The organism is Candidatus Saccharibacteria bacterium (genome assembly GCA_017983775.1).
GTDB lineage: Bacteria > Patescibacteriota > Saccharimonadia > JAGOAT01 > JAGOAT01 > JAGOAT01.
Genome location: JAGOAT010000009.1, coordinates 1 through 17,286, shown reverse-complemented (window position 1 = coordinate 17,286; position 17,286 = coordinate 1). Strand labels below are relative to the sequence as shown.

Sequence of the window (17,286 nt, the reverse complement as noted above, 5' to 3'; positions counted from 1 at the left end):
ACAAAAATATCCAACTTTACTACTCACAAAATCTCAAAAACTAAGGTCAAATGGTTTATTGGAACATATCAGACAGAATCCAAGAACATCTAATAAGTCTAGTTTGGCAACCTATTAATACTTGCGCATAACTTTATTGGGAATCAAATCTGATATACAATAAGAATATGAAGCGTTATGATCAAATATTATTTGAGCGACATTTTCCCGTAGTAGGTAGTCTAGATAGCCATACCTTGTTGAGTTATCTAGAACCAAAAATTACCCAATGGTTGACCAAAGAAGAAATCTTGACCAAACTCGCACTAGATCGTCCCCTGAAAATTAAGCTTGGTATTGACCCAACAGCCCCAATAATTCACCTTGGCCACCTTGTTCCCCTAGTAATTCTTAGGTTGTTTCTCTTAGCTGGCCATCATACAGATCTAATCATTGGTGACTTCACAGCACAGATCGGTGACCCCAGTGGCAGAACAACAGAACGCAAGACAATCGATCGATCAACCATTAGTAATAATTATGCCAATTATCAAGCTTTTTTGGGTAATTTCATCGAGTTGGATCACCTCAATATTATCAAAAATAGCAGCTGGCTTGATCAAATCACTTTACCTGAGTGGTTTAAATATATGACTATGATCAATCTATCAGAAGCTACGCAAAGGGAGGACTTTCGTAAAAGAGTAGAAAATTCCCAACCTGTTAGCATGGCTGAAGTCTCATATGGAATGCTGATGGGGATAGATTCAATCAAGCTTAATACTGACATAGAAATTTCAGGCTTAGATCAGCTGCTCAATGTCCAACAATGTAGATCGATGATGAAGGATTCTGGCATGGTGCGTGAAGGATGTCTGATAGTCCCGATAATTGAGGGGACTACTGGTGACGGCCGCAAAATGAGCAAGAGTTATGGTAATTTTATTGCCATTGATCTAGATGATGATGACCTGTTTGGCAAAGTTATGGCTACTAGCGATAAGGTAATTGCTGACTACTACCTTGCCTTCATGATGATCCTGCCAGAAGAAGTTAAAGATATCCAAGTATTTTGCAAATCTGATCCACTGGAAGCAAAAAAACAACTTGCTACTCTACTGATTGCAATTAGGGCTCGAGATATAGATAGTGGATTAAGGGCTAGACAAAATTTTGAGAGGATATTTAGCAACCAAGAGATTCTTGATCAAGATTTTGTCCAATTGCAAGCGGCCAAAAATCAACTACTGTTTGAGCTACTAAGCCACAACTTGGATTATAGCAAGACTGCACTAAGAACACTGTTTGATCAAGGTGGAGTCAAGATGATTAATCAAGATCAGTCACTCACCAAGCTTGATCAGGACTTTGTGATTGAGAGAGATATCAAGCTTAAAATTGGCAAAAGACACTATTACAGAGTTTCTATCTAATTATCTAGCTATTCATCTACTCAAATCTAGAAAACGATAGGTGTATATCACTAGATCAAGTCAAGACTCCCGCTCCGTCATATTCTAGATCTCTATAACATCCACCCCGTCATCTTCGGGTTGCCCGAAGGGCAAGACCGGATATCCAGCATTATGCACTAAATGATTATCTAAATCTCAGCAGAGATGGATCCCCCGTAAGCTCTCTGAGCTTCGGAGGATGACAATAAAGAGCCTCCGGACAATCGGAAAATGACACCCTATACGTCATCTTCCATAGTCTTATAAATAATTAGAGAGCTAAAAAATCAAAAAACTAAATATAAATTCAAAATAAAAATGGTGAGTCCGATGGGGCTCGAACCCATGACACCCTGGTTAAAAGCCAGGTGCTCTACCAGCTGAGCTACGGACTCACACCTTGCGATTATACCAGATTGCCCCTTATCTATCTAGAGTACTTACCCACTTCATTACAACTAAACACTGGACGATTCCCTATTGTCATTATTCAAATCACCCCCTTCGCCTCGTCATATTCCAAAATCCCTTAGGGATTTATGGGATATCCAGCATTTGAATTTAGAGATTCGGGTAAGACGAGTTGAAAATGTTTAATCCAATATTGAATGCCCGAAGGCTATGCGATCGGGTGAAATTGTGTATTGTCCTTTGGTCAGACTACTAGCTGGTATAATTGTCCCCGTACCATAAGCTTTATTAATCTGATCTATTACTTTATCCAATTTTTCTGATCTATCAATTCCCAATGTCGAACCTCGCCCCAGAATTTGTTGCTCAGCTTGACCCAACCTACTGACACCAATGCTGATCTTTGCCACTCTTGAACCTCGCATCACAAGGTTACTCTTATCCTCCAGAATCTCCTTTAAAATATATCTAAGAGATTGGTTAAACCTAGCGATATCATTAGCTGGCTCTACCAGCCGACTCTTACCAGACAAAGATAGGTGGTTCTTATTGGGAAGATACCACCTGATCCTGAGCCAGATCTCACCAGCTACTAGTCCCTTGTCTCTCATCCTACGAGTAAGCTTCCAGCTCATCTGAGTCAAATATCGACCAATATCCTGATCCGATTTCACTAAGCCTGGTGGGATGACTGATTGATGAGACATTGTTTTATTCTGTCCTATTATAATAGGCGGCACCTCGATACCTTGCCACCTGAGGTACCACTTCACTCCATTGACCCCAAAGGCCTGCCTCAATAGCCCCAGAGACATCGCACGAAAGTCCTGGACAGACCTAATATTTAGATCCTCTAATCTCCGTACTATACCATGCGATATGCCATTTAGCTGATTAAGTCTCAAACTGTCTAAGACTGGTATTTTGTCTTGACTTAGATCGAATACCCCATCAGGCTTGGCTAACTCCGAAGCCATCTTGGCTAGCCAGGTGTTGCTGGCAATCCCGATCGACCCAGTAATCACTCCATTGTACTTATGAACTAACTGTTCTCTAATCAGTTCAGCCATCTCCAGACTATTTTCCCTGCTCTCTAAATATTTTGGCATTACTAGGACTGCTTCGTCGATACTAAGCATCTGCACTCTGCATAGGGTTTGGTCTAGGATTTCCTTGATCTGACGGTGAACCTCAACATACTTACTTGGGCTATCACTAACTACCACCAGGCTAGGGTAGATTGATCTTGCTTCAGATACCCTCATGCCAGTGGTAATGCCCACTAGTTTGGCTTCTTGAGAAAGAGTCACTACCCTACTCTGATCATTATTCCAAGGAGCTACCACTAGTGGCCTATAGCGGTATTCTGGGTTAAAATATTGCTCACAACTGGCAAAAAAGCCATCCATGTCAATGTAAAGTCTCGAATAAGGTCTGATCATATTACCGAACATATAACGAATATACCAGAAAAATCCTTATCTATCTACCCCTAGGGTTTCCACCTACCCAAATCACAGACACCCTGTCTATTCTCTAAGTCTGGTTGATTTCTGTCTGATCCAGCTGACTGACTTGTTGGGATGATTGATCTACATTAACTAGCCGTTCAAGAGCATCGGGGATTGGTGTGATCTGGGCATAGCTGAGGGCTGGGAGGAAGGTATTGAGGGTAAGGAGAAGAGCGAGGGTCAGACTACGAAAAACTTTCTAGGCGATCATTGGGCTGTTTGGTTAGTTTGATCACTGGTCGGATCAGACTCTGCACTAGCTGGATCATCCGCTCTCTGTTGCTCCTCAAGAGCACTATTGAACTCTTTTTCAAGCTCTTGATTTTTGGCTTCTGCTTCTGAATTATCTTGGGTAATATTAAAACTCAACTGCGTAAGCTTTCTAGGCTTGTCTTGATCGAGATATACTTCTATCTGATAAGTTCCCCTTTTACCAGGATTGGGGATGGTTACAAACAGATTATCTCCACTCTTGATTTGGCCGATAGTAATCGTCTTGAGAGGTTCTAAGTCATCCGTACTGACAGGGTTACTAGTATTTGGCTCAGAAGATACCTCAAATACCTTAATACCCAGATTGACTATCTGATCCTCATCTAAATCATCTAGTCTAAATTCCAATCCCAATTGAATCGGGTCAAGATAACTAAAATCAGTCTTTGCCTGTTTACTATTATCCCTGCTCGATTTAGACAGATAAGTAGTAGCTTTGAGATCATGGATCGGATTGTCTCTTGATATTAATTTCTGTGCAGCTAATGCTATCGCTCCTATTAATACTACTAGAGCAATCGCCTTAAAGAACCTTTGCAGGTTAAAGGATTTAATATTTGTATTAAATCCTTTAACCATATCCTTGGTCTTGACCTCTGACTTCTTAACTGTTGCCTTAGCCTTTGGCTCAATATCTTTCATCTACCCTCCAAACCTATTTATCTAGTATAGATTTTGTTTGAGAGTTTTGTTTTGTGCCGTTAGAACCAAACCACTTATTGACACTTATCTATCTTCACTCGACACCGATCAATAAACATAATGATTATACCAATCAAATATCAAAGTACAAACTGTTCTTTATTCATTCACGCTGTCGTTCTCTAAGCCCCCACCTCGTTATCTCGCATAATCCCCATCCCCAACTCTGTCATATTCCAAAGTCCCGCAGGGATTTATGGGATATCCAGCATTTTACATCAAAAGACTATCCAGATGTCAGTAGAAGTGGATCCCCCGTAAGCTCTCCGAGCTTCGGAGGATGACGAGAATCAAAGATGTTTTAGGAGGATAGTTTCCCCATCAAATCTGTCTCTTACCTGTCTTGATCTGACTAGATAGAGGTTTCGGTCGAGTAGACTTAATAGTCCTTCTTGTATTATTTGTAGAATTATTGACCCTAGCAATCGTGTCACTACTGTTTTTAGACCTATGGTTAGCCTTATTAATTCCTACTCTGGACTTGTCTTGTGCCGCCTGCTGACTAAGCCTTGTTGAGCTTTTCGGATAAGGAACTAATTTAGGAGACTGATCCCCTAGCCCTTCGGGATCGACTTCAGTCAATATCTTCGGCTGCCCAATTGAATCAACCACCTCATGAATCTTATTGGACTCTTCATTGTGATGCTCTAATTTACTAGCTGGTTTCACTAGATTGATCTTCTTGAGGTAATCAAATGGACTTTTAACATTTGACTGGTGTGGTTTGATTTTGGATAAGGCATCATAATCTATAAGATCAAGATCCGCCAAATCTTGCCTGACCTTGTCTAGACTATAAGCATCATTATTGATGCTAAATAAATGTTTCAAAAATAAAGCACTAGCAATAATTGCTAATACTACCCCTAGGCTAATCAAGCTATACTGCCAATGAACTATGCCAATCGACCTCCCGATATCATAGACTTTATCTGCACTCCTCTGGAGCAAAACCACTTGCTGATCCAATCCATCTAGCCCCCAATCTATAAACCTGACCTGATAATTCTGCGCTGGAGCTAGAGAATCAATCTTGATCTGTTTTTGAAGCCCTGGCATGTTGACAATATAATTATTTCCTATCTGATTTAACGGTGCCCTAATCGTCAGACTATACCAACTAAGCCCCGGAAATATCAATCTTTGATCTAGCTCTATGCCAGCAACTGCATTACTAATCTCTACATCAGTTAACACCTTAATTTCAGATAATGAATAACCATCAAACCCTTCGTTGCCCTTGACTACATCGACCTGATCGCTCAAACCAAAACTCGAAAGGGCAATATGATCAATATCCGCCAAACCAAAATTATTATATTTCTGATACCAAATAGTATCCAAGGGTACCCATCCTAGGTCAGGCATATAGACCTCTAGCCAAAAATGTTGGCTGTCGGTGATCTTGTCGGTCAATTTCAACTTGTCAGAATATGCGTAACCAAATTCCATACGAGTTGGCACACCAAACCTTCTAAGAATAGTCAACATCAAGTCCTGATACTCCAGTGAAGAGAGTTCCACATCGCTACTGATTGTCTCGACTACTGGAGCTCTGAATTGATCAATCCTTTTTATGGGAGAGTATTGATGGTTGCTTCTCATATAATCCTGAACACTCCCTATAATCCCCGTAATCGACTGGTCTGGAATCTCAATTGCGTTAGTCTGAATTAAAAAGGCTGGATCTTTACTGGGCCAATATTCACTGGATTCTAGATACTTACTTGTGATATTAGCAGGTAAATCCTCAAGACTAGTATCGCTAGTAAGATTGAATTTTTCTTGATTGACAGCCAGGTTGATATCACTAGTAACCCTAATATCCTGTCCAGGGTTTAACTTATAGATAGCAACTATGTTATCATCGCCATCGAGATAAGTATTCTCTGGCAAGGGATTAATACTATTGACGTAAACTTCTTGATTATTGGTATTTGGAGGCAACAAGACTTGATATTCCCGCGACTGATCGGTGGGATTATTCAAATCGAGATTTAAAGTAAGGTTATAAATCACACTATCACCAAACTGAATAACAAGGGGATCTTGATCAAAAGCTTCTACTTGATAGAATTGTCGCTGATCAATAATCTCTAGCGGGGAGATCTTGGCTCCAAGATTGGTTGGCACCTGCCAATCTACAGGATAATCAAAACTGGTCTTTATCAGATTAATTTCAGGATCTTCCAGTGGGGGTATATAAAGCTCGAAATTATCACCAAACCGTCTGACGAGGTTGGTTGCTAAGTATTCAATCTCAAGTTCAATATCTTGATCCTGAGATAAAAGCTGATCCAAATCCACCCTAACTGTCTGATATGGATATGAGAGACCTCGAAAATTTCTCTGCGACTTCTGCAAACTAAATGGTAGCTCTTGATCACCAGCCCGAATGCTTAGATTGGTGAACTGATCGGTCAAGCTATTAAAACGAAAAACACTGAGTAGTTCTCGCTCTGATTGCTTACGAATCTCGATCTTCTGCCTAACCAGCACTGTATCGTTACTACTTAAAAAAAACTGAACTTCAGTATCTACCTCTGACTGAGAAGCAACAACACCATTGTTTAAAAAGGCAACTATACCTAAAGCAGTTAGGATAAATCCTAATAACAAACGTTTGCGCATGTTTCTATTTTACATTAGTTGTGAGCAATAAGCCTTGTCATGGGAGACTATTGTATACAAGCTAGGAAAATACAACCGGGGTAAGGCCTATCGATGTAATTGTCATTCTCAATGTCTAGATATAAAATCCCGAATTCTACACTGCCTAAGCCCACCATGATGATATAGCCACAGTATTCATTTGCTATAATAGACCTATGCAACAAATCAAAAAAACCAAAATAATTGCTACTGTTGGTCCAAGCTGCTGGGATGATGATCAACTCACCCAGTTAGCAGAAGCTGGCGTAAATGCTTTCAGGTTAAATATGTCACATGTCAATCAAAGACACTTTGTCCGAATCATCACTACTGCTAGAAGAATAGCCAGGAATAACAATCGAGCTCTTAGTGTGATAGCAGATTTGCAGGGTCCAAAGATTCGTTTGGGTATTCTGCCTGATACTGGTATCAACCTAATCGCCAGCCAAAAAATATTACTTGCGCTGGCTGACAATTATCAAGATGGTATCCTACCAAGTCAGTTTGATTTTTTTGACTCAGTCAAGGTTGGAGATAGGGTATTTTTAAGAGATGGCCAAATCAGACTAAAAATTCTTTCCGTTAAAGATAAGTCCGTAAAGTGTGAAGTTCTAAACAATGGTATAGTCTTTTCTCGTCAAGGAATCAATTTGCCAGATACTGTGATCAAAAACTCTAGTATTACTAGTAAAGATCTGGAAGACATCAGATTTGCAGTAGACAATGGTGTAGACTATATAGCCCTATCCTTTGTCCAGGAGGCCAAAGATGTTGAACAGCTTAGGGGTATCCTAAAAAAAGCCAATGCTGAACATATTGGCATTATTACCAAGATAGAAACTCAAGCCGCCCTAAGAAGCCTGGAATCAATTATTGTTAGTAGCGATGTAGTAATGGTAGCCAGAGGAGACCTTGGAACCGAAACCCCAATAGAAAACGTACCAATGATTCAGAAACGGATTATCAAGCTAGCAAAACTCTCTAGAAAGCCAGTGATCGTAGCCACCCAAATGCTCGAGAGCATGATTAATTCACCAATGCCAACTAGGGCTGAGGTTAGTGACATTGCCAATGCAGTGATTGACCAAGCAGACTGTCTGATGCTTTCTGGGGAAACTGCAGCTGGATACTACCCGCTTGAGGTAATCCAGCTAATGAAAAGGACTATCCTAGCTACTGAAGCTACTATAAATTACCAGTCTCAATCTATTCAATACACGAATCAAAATCCCCAACTAGCCCTAGCAGAAGCAGCAACAAACCTAGCAAAGCAACTAGACCTCAAAGTAATTATCGCCTCTACCTCTTCTGGATCAACCGCAAAAGCCTTGTCTAGTCTAAGGCCAGGAATTGGCATCTATACCGTGACCCACAACCGTCGATTATTCAACCAGATGGCAATTGTCTGGGGGACAAAATCTATTCTCTGCAACCCTAACCAAAATGGGACGAGGGCAACGATTGATCATTTATTAAAAAATAAGATTGTCCAACATGGTGAAATCGTCGTCAGTTTATTTGGTAAGCACAAAGGTGTAACTGGTGGGACTGATACTATCCGTCTATTTGAAATCTAGTACCAGCCTTGATCACGTGCTATTACCTGATCGTCAATGTCATCTATAAATCTAGATGGTCGGTTGTTCATTGGCCGACCGTAGAGTGTTCTATAATGTGTATGGGTCAAATAAAGGCTCCTTTTGGCTCTAGTCATCCCTACATAACATAGTCTCCGCTCCTCCTCAAGATCACTTTGTTCTTCCATTGAATTACTATGCGGCAAAAGTCCTTCTTCCATCCCTATCAGAAATACAGTATCAAACTCTAAGCCCTTAGCAGAATGTAGCGTCATTAAGTTTACTTTTTCTTGACTACTATCCCAATTGTCAAAATCTGTGAGTAAAGCAATATCAGAAAGAAAGTCCGACAAGCTACTATCGCTGTAGGCCTTTGCGACTGAGATCAATTCTTTAATATTCTCTACACGATCATGACCCTCGCTCGTACCATCTTCATAAAACTGATATAGTCCAGTCAGTTCAAATATTTCCTGAAGTATCTGATACAATGGCTCATCCTTAATAGACTGATATTTAATCAGTATCATACCCAGCTGCTTGATCCCACCTAAGGCCTTGCCCTTCAACCCGTATTTATCTGGAAATTGCAACAAGTCATGATAATTCATCCCTGCTTGATCAAGTTGATTATTGATTCCTATCAATGTCTTCTCCCCTATCCCCCTACTAGGTTTTGAGCTAGCTCGTCTGAACGCAATAGTATCTTTTGGCTGAACTAAAATCTTCAAATAAGCCAGCGCATCCTTGACCTCCATTCGATCATAAAATCTCGTCCCTCCAATGATTGTATAGGGAATATTATAGCGAATAAAAAATTCTTCGAGATTACGCGACTGAGCATTGGTTCGATAAAGAATTGCTACATCATTAAGGTTAATGCCCCTACTATGTAAATTGGTAATTTCATCTAAGATATAGCTGGCCTCTTGCTTATCACTATAAAGTGTATTTAGCTTGATTTTTTCTCCAACTCCTGCTGCCGCATAAAGTTTCTTATTCGAACGATCTTTATTCTTGATAATTACACTATGTGCTCCATCTAAGATATATTGGGTAGAACGATAGTTTTTCTCGAGCTTAATAATCTCAGTATCTTGCCAATCATCTTGGAAATTCAAGATATTACTATAATCAGCACCCCTCCAAGAATATATGCTCTGCCAATCATCACCTACTACACAAATATTCTTATGCTTAGCAGCCAAGAGGCTGACCAGTCGATACTGAACCTTATTGGTGTCTTGATATTCATCAACTAGTATATATTTGAATTGATCTTGATACTGCTTAAGTACATCTGGGAATTCCTCAAGAACCCTGACAACATATACTAGCAAATCATCAAAATCCAAAGCTTGATTTTGCCTAAGCAACTTCTGATACTCTGGATAGATCTTTGCTACAATTTCAGTAAAATAGCTACTAGCTAATTGCCGGTAAACCTCCGGAGTAACTAATTCATTCTTAGCACTTGATATCTGATGCTTGACAGCTGAAGGGTTGAGCTTATCGCTTGTAAGGCCTAGGTTTTTAATTGCCTGTTTAATCAATCCGAGCTGATCTTCACTATCAAAAATCGTAAAATTTGGCTCTAGTCCTAATAATGTAATTTGGCTCCTTAGGACCTTGACAGCAATACTATGAAATGTACCGAGATATGGCAATACCGCGTCTCGATCATCAAGGAGTCTATAAAGTCTAGAACGCATCTCTTGAGCAGCTTTATTAGTAAAAGTAACAGCCAAGATATTGCTTGGAAAAACTGATTTTTCTTGAATTAAATAAGCAATCCTATGAGTCAAGGTCTTGGTCTTGCCACTACCTGCCCCAGCCAATATTAAAAGTGGTCCCTCTGTCTGGACTACTGCCCTAGCTTGTTCCGGATTGAGCCCCTCTAAAAGTTTGCTCATAGTTGGTCATAGGCATTGATTGCCTCGACCACCACCTTGACACCCTGTTCTTTGCCCTTATGGCCAGTGATTTCTACAATACCTGGTGCTTTTTTGATATCTTTATAATGCTTAAGGTAGTGGATGATCTCTTCGATCAAATGAGGTGCCAAATCTGATATGTCCTGAATTTGATCAAAACGCATATCTTCAACAGGTACCAAAAGCACCTTATCATCCTGTTCTCCTCCATCATCCATATAGATCACACCAATCACTCTCGCCTCAACTACGCAAGCTTGGGTTAAGTCAAAGCTAGAAAACAAGAACCCATCCAAATGGTCACCATCTTCACAATGAGTATCTGGTATGAAGACGTAGTTCTGCGGACAAGCCATTGCGGTATACTGGACTCGATCGAGTTTAATCACGTCCATCTGCTCATCATATTCATATTTATTTCTATCACCCCTAGGTATCTCGATAACTGCATTAACAATCTCTGGTGCATTCTTACCAATTCTAACATCTCTTAGACTCATATTTCCTCCTTAATAACCTTAGTAGTAATCTCCCAGCAGCCATAGATAGTACGACTCGAAGATTATCTTGAGTCTGAATTTATTGGTGCCTATCAATATTATATAGCAATCTAAAATCAAAACTAGAATTTTGACTCAATTAAGGTCAGAAAAAATATTGAAGATGAACGCTTCAGATTGCATTAGGGTGCCATTCTCTGATTACCCAGAGAACAATATAGGGAATCCACCTCTTTGACGATTTCAATTATTACAAAATCTTAGGTAACTTAGCGATTATATTGACCTTACTAATAAAATTTACTGATGATTTCTATAAACCCAGCAGGGGTATTGCTCGCTCCCCCAATCAACGCCCCGTTGCAAGTATCACCCACAAATTGCTCGACATTATTTGCATCTACACTACCACCGTAAAGATATTCGACAGACTCGGCTGTCACTCTATCGTAATTGGCAAGTAAATAGTTATAAATACTATCTATCACCGAATAAATGTCCTCGCTATTGGCAGTCTTCCCAGAGCCAATAGCCCAAACTGGCTCATAAGCAATTATCAGCCCTGCTACCTCTCTATCACTAATCATCGCAAGACCACTAGATAATTGGTCGATAATCACCGACTTAGTATGACCATCTTCCTTTTCTTTTAAAGTCTCACCAATACAAAGTACTGGGGTAATGCCGTGACGAACTGCTGCTGCTACCTTCCTAGCAATCAGCTGTCTACTTTCGCCAAAAATTCTTCTCCTCTCACTGTGTCCAATAATCCCATAACCAACCATACCCCTAACTGCTCCTACGGATGTTTCTCCAGTATAAGCTCCTTTATCCTCACTATAAAAATTTTGACTAGCGAGACTGATCTTGTTTATAAGGTTATGACTAGTAATATACTCATGAACTGAATGCAAAGCTAATGTGCTTGGTGCTAATACTATTTCGAGAGCTGGATTCTGACTAATTTGATCAAGCTCCTGGGCAATCACCTGACAATACTCAAGACTCTCTCGAATATCCAAATTCATTTTCCAGTTCGCTATTAGTCTAATCCGGTTCTTAGAATCAACCCCCCGATGTAAATCAAGCTTCAGCTTGGTAGATTTCATTTTGTATCGTTATAATAACTTTGTAAGATACCATTTCCGATATTACCAATCAGTATCAATAATAAAAAACTGACTCCAGCACTAACCTGATCCTTTGTTGCCAACTGAACAGCTTGAGAATATTTCCAGGTCCACCAAATACTTACTAGTGGGATAATACTTAACCAAGCCGTTGGTACATCACCACCTCTTTGATTTAATTCTTCCTTGGTAGAAACTAGCCAATACAGATTATAAATACCAAAAGTAAACACTGAGAACAAAACTACTGCTATTGAATTACGTTTCTGCATTTTATCCTTTTTGTTTAATTATATAGGTATTGTATCACAGGTCTAATCAGCTCTGACAGTTTGGACAAAAATGAGTACCTCGACTTGCATGTTTTTGCTTGATAATTATTGCCTGACAATTATTACACTTCTGTCCAGCTCGACCATAGACTCTAGCAAAATCTAGATATTTTCCCCTACCACCATCAACATTGACATAATTCTTGCTAGTAGACCCACCTGCATTGATACCTTGATTGATAACAGCAATTGAGGCTTGATAGACCTTAATGGTCTCTTCAGGGCTTAGGCTAGAAGTCAAACGATCAGGCCTAATACCAGCAACATTTAGAGCCTCATCAACATAAATGTTTCCCATGCCAGCAACCATAGCTTGATCTAATAAAGCTGACTTGATGCTTGATTTTGGTCTCTTTGAGATGTTAGTCTGAAATTGTTCTCGTGACATATCAAGAATATCCAAAGCTAGCCTACTAATGAAGGGGTGTTGTATTAATTGATTGGTTGGCCAAAGTTCGATATAACCAAATTTTCTTTGATCATTGAAGTATAAAGCATAGTCCTTGAATTGAATAACTACCCTAGTAGTCCTATCTGGCATTTTACCAATAAAGCTATCATTGGGATGGCCGGCTCCCCATTGTTGATCTTTGCCCACAATTATCAATTGTCCGGTCATCCTTAAATGTATTAATAGGGAGTAATGATTATTCAAGCCTAGTATTAGTAGTTTACCCTTTCTATCAAACTGCTGGATTCTGGCACCTGCTATAATTGCCACGTCCCCCTTGAATGATTTAGGAGTTAAGATTTCACACCTGACAATCTTTTGGTTCTTAAGATATTTATCAAGACCTCTTCTGACAATCTCTACTTCTGGCAACTCAGGCATCTGATCAAGTTTTAAGGTGAGAAACTTCTATCATTTCACCGAGATTTTGTCCGACTTTAACACCTGCGCTTAGCGGAATTGAAAAACTCCAAACACCTTCCATGATCTGCTTGACTTGCCTGACTACTTGATCTACTTGACTTTGATCTACCTCCACTACAAGCTCATCATGAATTTGCATGATCAATCTAGCCTGTTTGGGTAATTGTTGATCCAGCTCTATCATTGCCAACTTCATCAAGTCCGCTACTGTGCCCTGAATTGGCAAATTGATTGCAGCTCTCTCGGATGCCATCCGTAATTGAAAGGATTTGGCATTAATTTCTGGGAAATGCCTTCTTCTGCCAAAGTATGTATCTACAAACTGATACTCTCTGACAAACTGCTTGACTGACTCAAGATAAAGTTTGAGATCGGGCAATGCCCTAAAATATCGTTCTATAAAGTCTTCTGCTTCCTGATATTCTATCCCTGATGTTCGTACTAAACCATGAGCCCCCATGCCATACAAAACTCCAAAGTTTATTGCCTTGGCCTGATACCTCTGCTGATTGGTTACCTGATCAATTGGCACTTGATATATTAAACTAGCCGTTCGTCTATGAATGTCTTCCTGATTTCTAAAAGCATCTAATAGATTCTTATCTTGACTAAGTATTGCCGCTACTCGTAAATCTATCTGGGAATAATCAACCGATATGAGTCTCCTGCCCTCTGGTGCAATGAAGCAACTTTTTACCGCTCTACCTAGTTCTGTTCTGGTAGGAATGTTCATTAAGTTTGGATTGACCGAACTAAGACGACCAGTCTGAGCACCTATTTGATTGTAGGTAGTATGCACCCTAGCCCCTTTATCAGCCAACTTGGGCAGAGTCTCTAAATAAGTATTAAGCAACTTACTTATCATCCGATAATCCCTGATTAGATCGATAATGGGGTGCTGACCTTCTAGTTTATCAAGCTGGTCGGCTGCTAAGGAAATACCAGTTTTATTACGCTTCAAACCTTGACTAGAAATCTTAAGCTTATCAAATAATATTCCTTGAAGCTGTTTAACCGAACCGAGATTAAACTCTTCCCCAGCTATATCCTGAGCTTGATGATCGATCTCTGACAATCGTCCCCTCAAGGCCTTTGTCTGTTTTTCAATCTGTTTAAGGTCAAGCATTGTCCCATAATCTTCCATCTTTTTTAGAACCGGTATCAATGGCCACTCTATCCTATTGGCCATCTCCCAAAGATCCCAGCCGGCACTCAACCAATCAAATTCTTCACCAAATAAACTGACCTGAGAACTAGGCTCGATCAACTGATTGCTATTTTTCATTGATTTGTAGGCCTCTACGAATTGCCCTGGTATCTGATCAGAGCTAAAATTTCTCTCAATAATCTGACTAGCCAATGATAGATCAAACAAAACTACCTCGCTATCAGGCTTCAACACCAAAGCCTTAAGCTGATTACCGACTAGATAGCCCGAGCTTGGTAAACTATTAGTATTAACAAGCTTGACAAGATCAAAATCGCTTTGCTCCAAACCCTGAAGCTGTTGACCCTTGATCTTATCTTCAAAACCTTCCGATAAACTATAGATACTTGAATCCACGCTAGAGTCATCTTCTGGCAAATCTTGACCCTGGGGTAACAACCTAATCAAACTATGTAAATCGTATTGTTTAATTACTCGCATAGCTTCAACCTGACTATAGTGCTTGCAATCCAGCTGATTAAAGTCTAAGTCTAAATGAAGGTTAGTAATAATAGTTGCTAAATGCTTACTAGTTTTTGCTAGGTCGACATTTTGTTCAATTAATTTCTGCCATCTAGGTTTTAAATCTTCCAAATGCTTAATAATATCTTCTAGGTCTTGATACTGAGTCAATAAATCTCGAGCTGATTTATCACCAATCCCTGGTACGCCAGGAATATTATCACTATTGTCTCCTGCAAGAGCCTTGTAGTCTATTAAATGAATGGGGCTAAATCCATATTCTTCTATAAAAAGTTCTTTGGTATAAATTTTATCCTTGCCAAAAGTTCTTAGTAATAAAACCTCAACATCTTGGCCCAGTAACTGCAATTGATCCCTGTCTCCAGTAACAATTAAGACCCGATAGTTATCCTGATACTGACTAGCAATTGAGCCCACTAAATCATCAGCTTCATAGTCATTTAGGCCAATTACCCGAAATCCCAAGCCTTCTAGAACTTCTTGGCTAGTAGTTATCTGGTCTACTAAATCTTGATCCGGTACTTGACGGTTGGCCTTATACTCAGGGTATACCTGATTGCGAAAAGTTGGTCCAGGTTGATCCCAGGCTACTATACAATAATTGGCTTGATACTTTTGATTTGTCTCGAGAATTGTTCTAGCTACTCCATAAATTGCACCTGTAGGCCTACCAGATTTATCCTTGAGATTTGGCAAAGCATGAAAACTTCGATGGAGTAAGGCATGGCCATCATAGATGATCAACTTAGGTTTAATACCTATCAAAACAAAGCCCTAGCTACTAGGGGGGGTAAACCCAGCAATAACAAAGTTGACCAAAGCATACGACATCAGCACCACCGCCAACCCAATTGCAGCCCAAATTAGCCCCTGGATATGCTTCTCAATCTTTTTTGGATCACTGCCCCCGATGATAATCATTAATCCGTTGTACATTACGACTAATACAGCTACAATCCCAACCATTACTAAGATTAACTCAACTACATTACTTGATCTTGCAAAAAAATCATTTGTATTTTCTGGTGCACCGTTGATTGAATCTATCTTGATCTTATCCATAATTATCTACTTTAATTCTATTTACAATTTTACCATAATCTACAGCATGGTGCTGGAAGCCCAAGATTAATATCTTGACCATCCTACCTCAATCTTTCCAATATCACTTATAACTACCCTGACAATTATTCCCGCAAACAGTGCTACGGCCATACCAATAATTGCATACAAGATTGTATTCTTGGCAGACTCAATTGCCTTTGGATTACCACTCGAAGTCAACATCTTAATTCCAGCCGTAATAAACATATAGACTGATACAACCCCAATGATTCCAGTTAATACAGCTACAATATTTGTAATAATTGCTCTAGAGATCGATACTAGATTGCCATCATTAAAATCTACTCCTTGAAAAATTGGCCCCTCCACACTCAACAAATCTATAACCACATTAAATCCTACCACCCCGAATAATGCCGTTAGTATATTGGTAATTCTTTTTTTTGCTTGTTTAATCTGTTCTGGACTAACACCACCAAGCATGATCTGAATACCAGATAACATGATTATTGGCACAGCAGCAGCTACTGTAATTACAATCAATATATTCGCTAAATTGCCGACTATGACATAGACTAGGTCTATACCCTTGGCATCACTACTTTTACAAAACTGATCAAAGAAGCTACTAACCTCTACGCCACCGCAAGTAGCCCCTAATAAACGATAAGATACAAGATCAATCAACTGATTAAGCATAAGATTATTTTATCATGAAACTAATCAAGCTTGCTTCTCTTTCGCGCTATCCTCATTATTCTTAATAATACTCGCACTCTATGCCTAAAAAGAATTGCTGGTAGTCTAGCAATAGGAATATTGCATCAAGCTCCTATCTGCTTGTTGTGCCTATTATTGGTTTTTAGAACAATCGACCCCTAGTCTTTGAAAACTTTTCCAATAATTCCTTCTGAGTTTTTGATAGTTTTTTAGGAATTATTACACTTATCACCACCAAATGATCCCCTTTGAGATGACCGTGATCTATTCCCTTCCCCCTAACTCTCAAGATGGCATTTGGCTGAGTCCCGGCTGGAACACTTACCCTTTCCTTACCATAGACTCCATCGATCTCTATTTCCTTACCGAGAGCCGCCTCTACCATCCCAATCTCTAATTCTGAAACGATATCTGACCCTCTCCTTTGGAAGTGCTTGTCTGGACGAACTTGAATATGAATGATCAAATCGCCTGAATTACCC

Annotated in this window: 14 protein-coding genes and 1 tRNA gene; 2 read left to right on the top strand and 13 right to left on the bottom strand. The window is 39.7% G+C overall.

Going from position 1 to position 17,286, the window contains the following annotated elements; all coding sequences use genetic code 11:
* The first annotated feature begins 167 nt into the window (after positions 1-167).
* Positions 168-1,412, top strand: coding sequence for a tyrosine--tRNA ligase (tyrS, locus tag KA531_01770; protein ID MBP6005610.1), 1,245 nt, complete (start codon positions 168-170; stop codon positions 1,410-1,412).
* Between the two features lie 340 nt (positions 1,413-1,752).
* On the opposite strand, the gene KA531_01765 is transcribed toward tyrS, so the two are convergent.
* The 4 genes from KA531_01765 to KA531_01750 form a co-directional block, all read right to left on the bottom strand.
* Positions 1,753-1,828 (bottom strand) — tRNA-Lys (locus tag KA531_01765).
* 198 nt (positions 1,829-2,026) lie between these two features.
* Entirely contained in the window at positions 2,027-3,298 is a 1,272-nt protein-coding gene (locus KA531_01760; protein ID MBP6005609.1) for a hypothetical protein, read from the bottom strand.
* A gap of 264 nt (positions 3,299-3,562) precedes the next feature.
* Positions 3,563-4,270 (bottom strand): hypothetical protein, encoded by a 708-nt coding sequence (locus KA531_01755; protein MBP6005608.1) that lies wholly within the window; start codon positions 4,268-4,270, stop codon positions 3,563-3,565.
* A gap of 381 nt (positions 4,271-4,651) precedes the next feature.
* Entirely contained in the window at positions 4,652-6,961 is a 2,310-nt protein-coding gene (locus tag KA531_01750) for a hypothetical protein (protein ID MBP6005607.1), read from the bottom strand.
* A gap of 197 nt (positions 6,962-7,158) precedes the next feature.
* Here KA531_01750 and pyk point away from each other — a divergent pair, with 197 nt between their 5' ends.
* Positions 7,159-8,559 carry a pyruvate kinase gene (gene pyk / locus KA531_01745; GenBank protein MBP6005606.1) on the top strand — a complete coding sequence of 467 codons (1,401 nt, stop codon included), beginning with the start codon at positions 7,159-7,161 and terminating at the stop codon, positions 8,557-8,559.
* Here pyk and KA531_01740 read toward each other — a convergent pair.
* From KA531_01740 to KA531_01700, 9 genes are all read right to left on the bottom strand, one after another.
* Entirely contained in the window at positions 8,556-10,472 is a 1,917-nt protein-coding gene (locus KA531_01740; GenBank protein ID MBP6005605.1) for a UvrD-helicase domain-containing protein, read from the bottom strand. The genes pyk and KA531_01740 overlap by 4 nt on opposite strands.
* The gene (locus KA531_01735) at positions 10,469-10,993 is read right to left on the bottom strand and encodes an inorganic diphosphatase (GenBank protein ID MBP6005604.1); all 525 of its coding nucleotides are present in this window, start codon (positions 10,991-10,993) and stop codon (positions 10,469-10,471) included. The genes KA531_01740 and KA531_01735 overlap by 4 nt, the downstream gene beginning before the upstream one ends.
* Positions 10,994-11,283: 290 nt before the next feature.
* Positions 11,284-12,102, bottom strand: a complete 819-nt coding sequence (locus KA531_01730; GenBank protein MBP6005603.1) for a triose-phosphate isomerase — start codon at positions 12,100-12,102, stop codon at positions 11,284-11,286.
* Positions 12,099-12,395, bottom strand: a complete 297-nt coding sequence (locus tag KA531_01725) for a DUF4234 domain-containing protein (GenBank protein MBP6005602.1) — start codon at positions 12,393-12,395, stop codon at positions 12,099-12,101. The genes KA531_01730 and KA531_01725 overlap by 4 nt, the downstream gene beginning before the upstream one ends.
* A gap of 46 nt (positions 12,396-12,441) precedes the next feature.
* Positions 12,442-13,287 (bottom strand): bifunctional DNA-formamidopyrimidine glycosylase/DNA-(apurinic or apyrimidinic site) lyase, encoded by an 846-nt coding sequence (gene mutM, locus KA531_01720; protein MBP6005601.1) that lies wholly within the window; start codon positions 13,285-13,287, stop codon positions 12,442-12,444.
* 4 nt (positions 13,288-13,291) lie between these two features.
* Entirely contained in the window at positions 13,292-15,784 is a 2,493-nt protein-coding gene (locus KA531_01715; protein MBP6005600.1) for a hypothetical protein, read from the bottom strand.
* 9 nt (positions 15,785-15,793) lie between these two features.
* Positions 15,794-16,081, bottom strand: a complete 288-nt coding sequence (locus KA531_01710) for a hypothetical protein (protein ID MBP6005599.1) — start codon at positions 16,079-16,081, stop codon at positions 15,794-15,796.
* Between the two features lie 66 nt (positions 16,082-16,147).
* Positions 16,148-16,783 carry a hypothetical protein gene (locus KA531_01705; protein ID MBP6005598.1) on the bottom strand — a complete coding sequence of 212 codons (636 nt, stop codon included), beginning with the start codon at positions 16,781-16,783 and terminating at the stop codon, positions 16,148-16,150.
* Positions 16,784-16,946: 163 nt separating this feature from the next.
* A partial coding sequence (locus KA531_01700; GenBank protein ID MBP6005597.1) for a J domain-containing protein occupies positions 16,947-17,286 on the bottom strand: 340 nt, incomplete at its 5' end.

Excerpts from the sequence above, each read along its gene's own strand:
- tyrS (MBP6005610.1), top strand. The coding sequence starts at position 168 with ATGAAGCGTTATGATCAAATATTATTTGAGCGACATTTTCCCGTAGTA.
- KA531_01760 (MBP6005609.1), bottom strand. The coding sequence starts at position 3,298 with ATGTTCGGTAATATGATCAGACCTTATTCGAGACTTTACATTGACATG.
- KA531_01755 (MBP6005608.1), bottom strand. The coding sequence starts at position 4,270 with ATGAAAGATATTGAGCCAAAGGCTAAGGCAACAGTTAAGAAGTCAGAG.
- KA531_01750 (MBP6005607.1), bottom strand. The coding sequence starts at position 6,961 with ATGCGCAAACGTTTGTTATTAGGATTTATCCTAACTGCTTTAGGTATA.
- pyk (MBP6005606.1), top strand. The coding sequence starts at position 7,159 with ATGCAACAAATCAAAAAAACCAAAATAATTGCTACTGTTGGTCCAAGC.
- KA531_01740 (MBP6005605.1), bottom strand. The coding sequence starts at position 10,472 with ATGAGCAAACTTTTAGAGGGGCTCAATCCGGAACAAGCTAGGGCAGTA.
- KA531_01735 (MBP6005604.1), bottom strand. The coding sequence starts at position 10,993 with ATGAGTCTAAGAGATGTTAGAATTGGTAAGAATGCACCAGAGATTGTT.
- KA531_01730 (MBP6005603.1), bottom strand. The coding sequence starts at position 12,102 with ATGAAATCTACCAAGCTGAAGCTTGATTTACATCGGGGGGTTGATTCT.
- KA531_01725 (MBP6005602.1), bottom strand. The coding sequence starts at position 12,395 with ATGCAGAAACGTAATTCAATAGCAGTAGTTTTGTTCTCAGTGTTTACT.
- mutM (MBP6005601.1), bottom strand. The coding sequence starts at position 13,287 with ATGCCTGAGTTGCCAGAAGTAGAGATTGTCAGAAGAGGTCTTGATAAA.
- KA531_01710 (MBP6005599.1), bottom strand. The coding sequence starts at position 16,081 with ATGGATAAGATCAAGATAGATTCAATCAACGGTGCACCAGAAAATACA.
- KA531_01705 (MBP6005598.1), bottom strand. The coding sequence starts at position 16,783 with ATGCTTAATCAGTTGATTGATCTTGTATCTTATCGTTTATTAGGGGCT.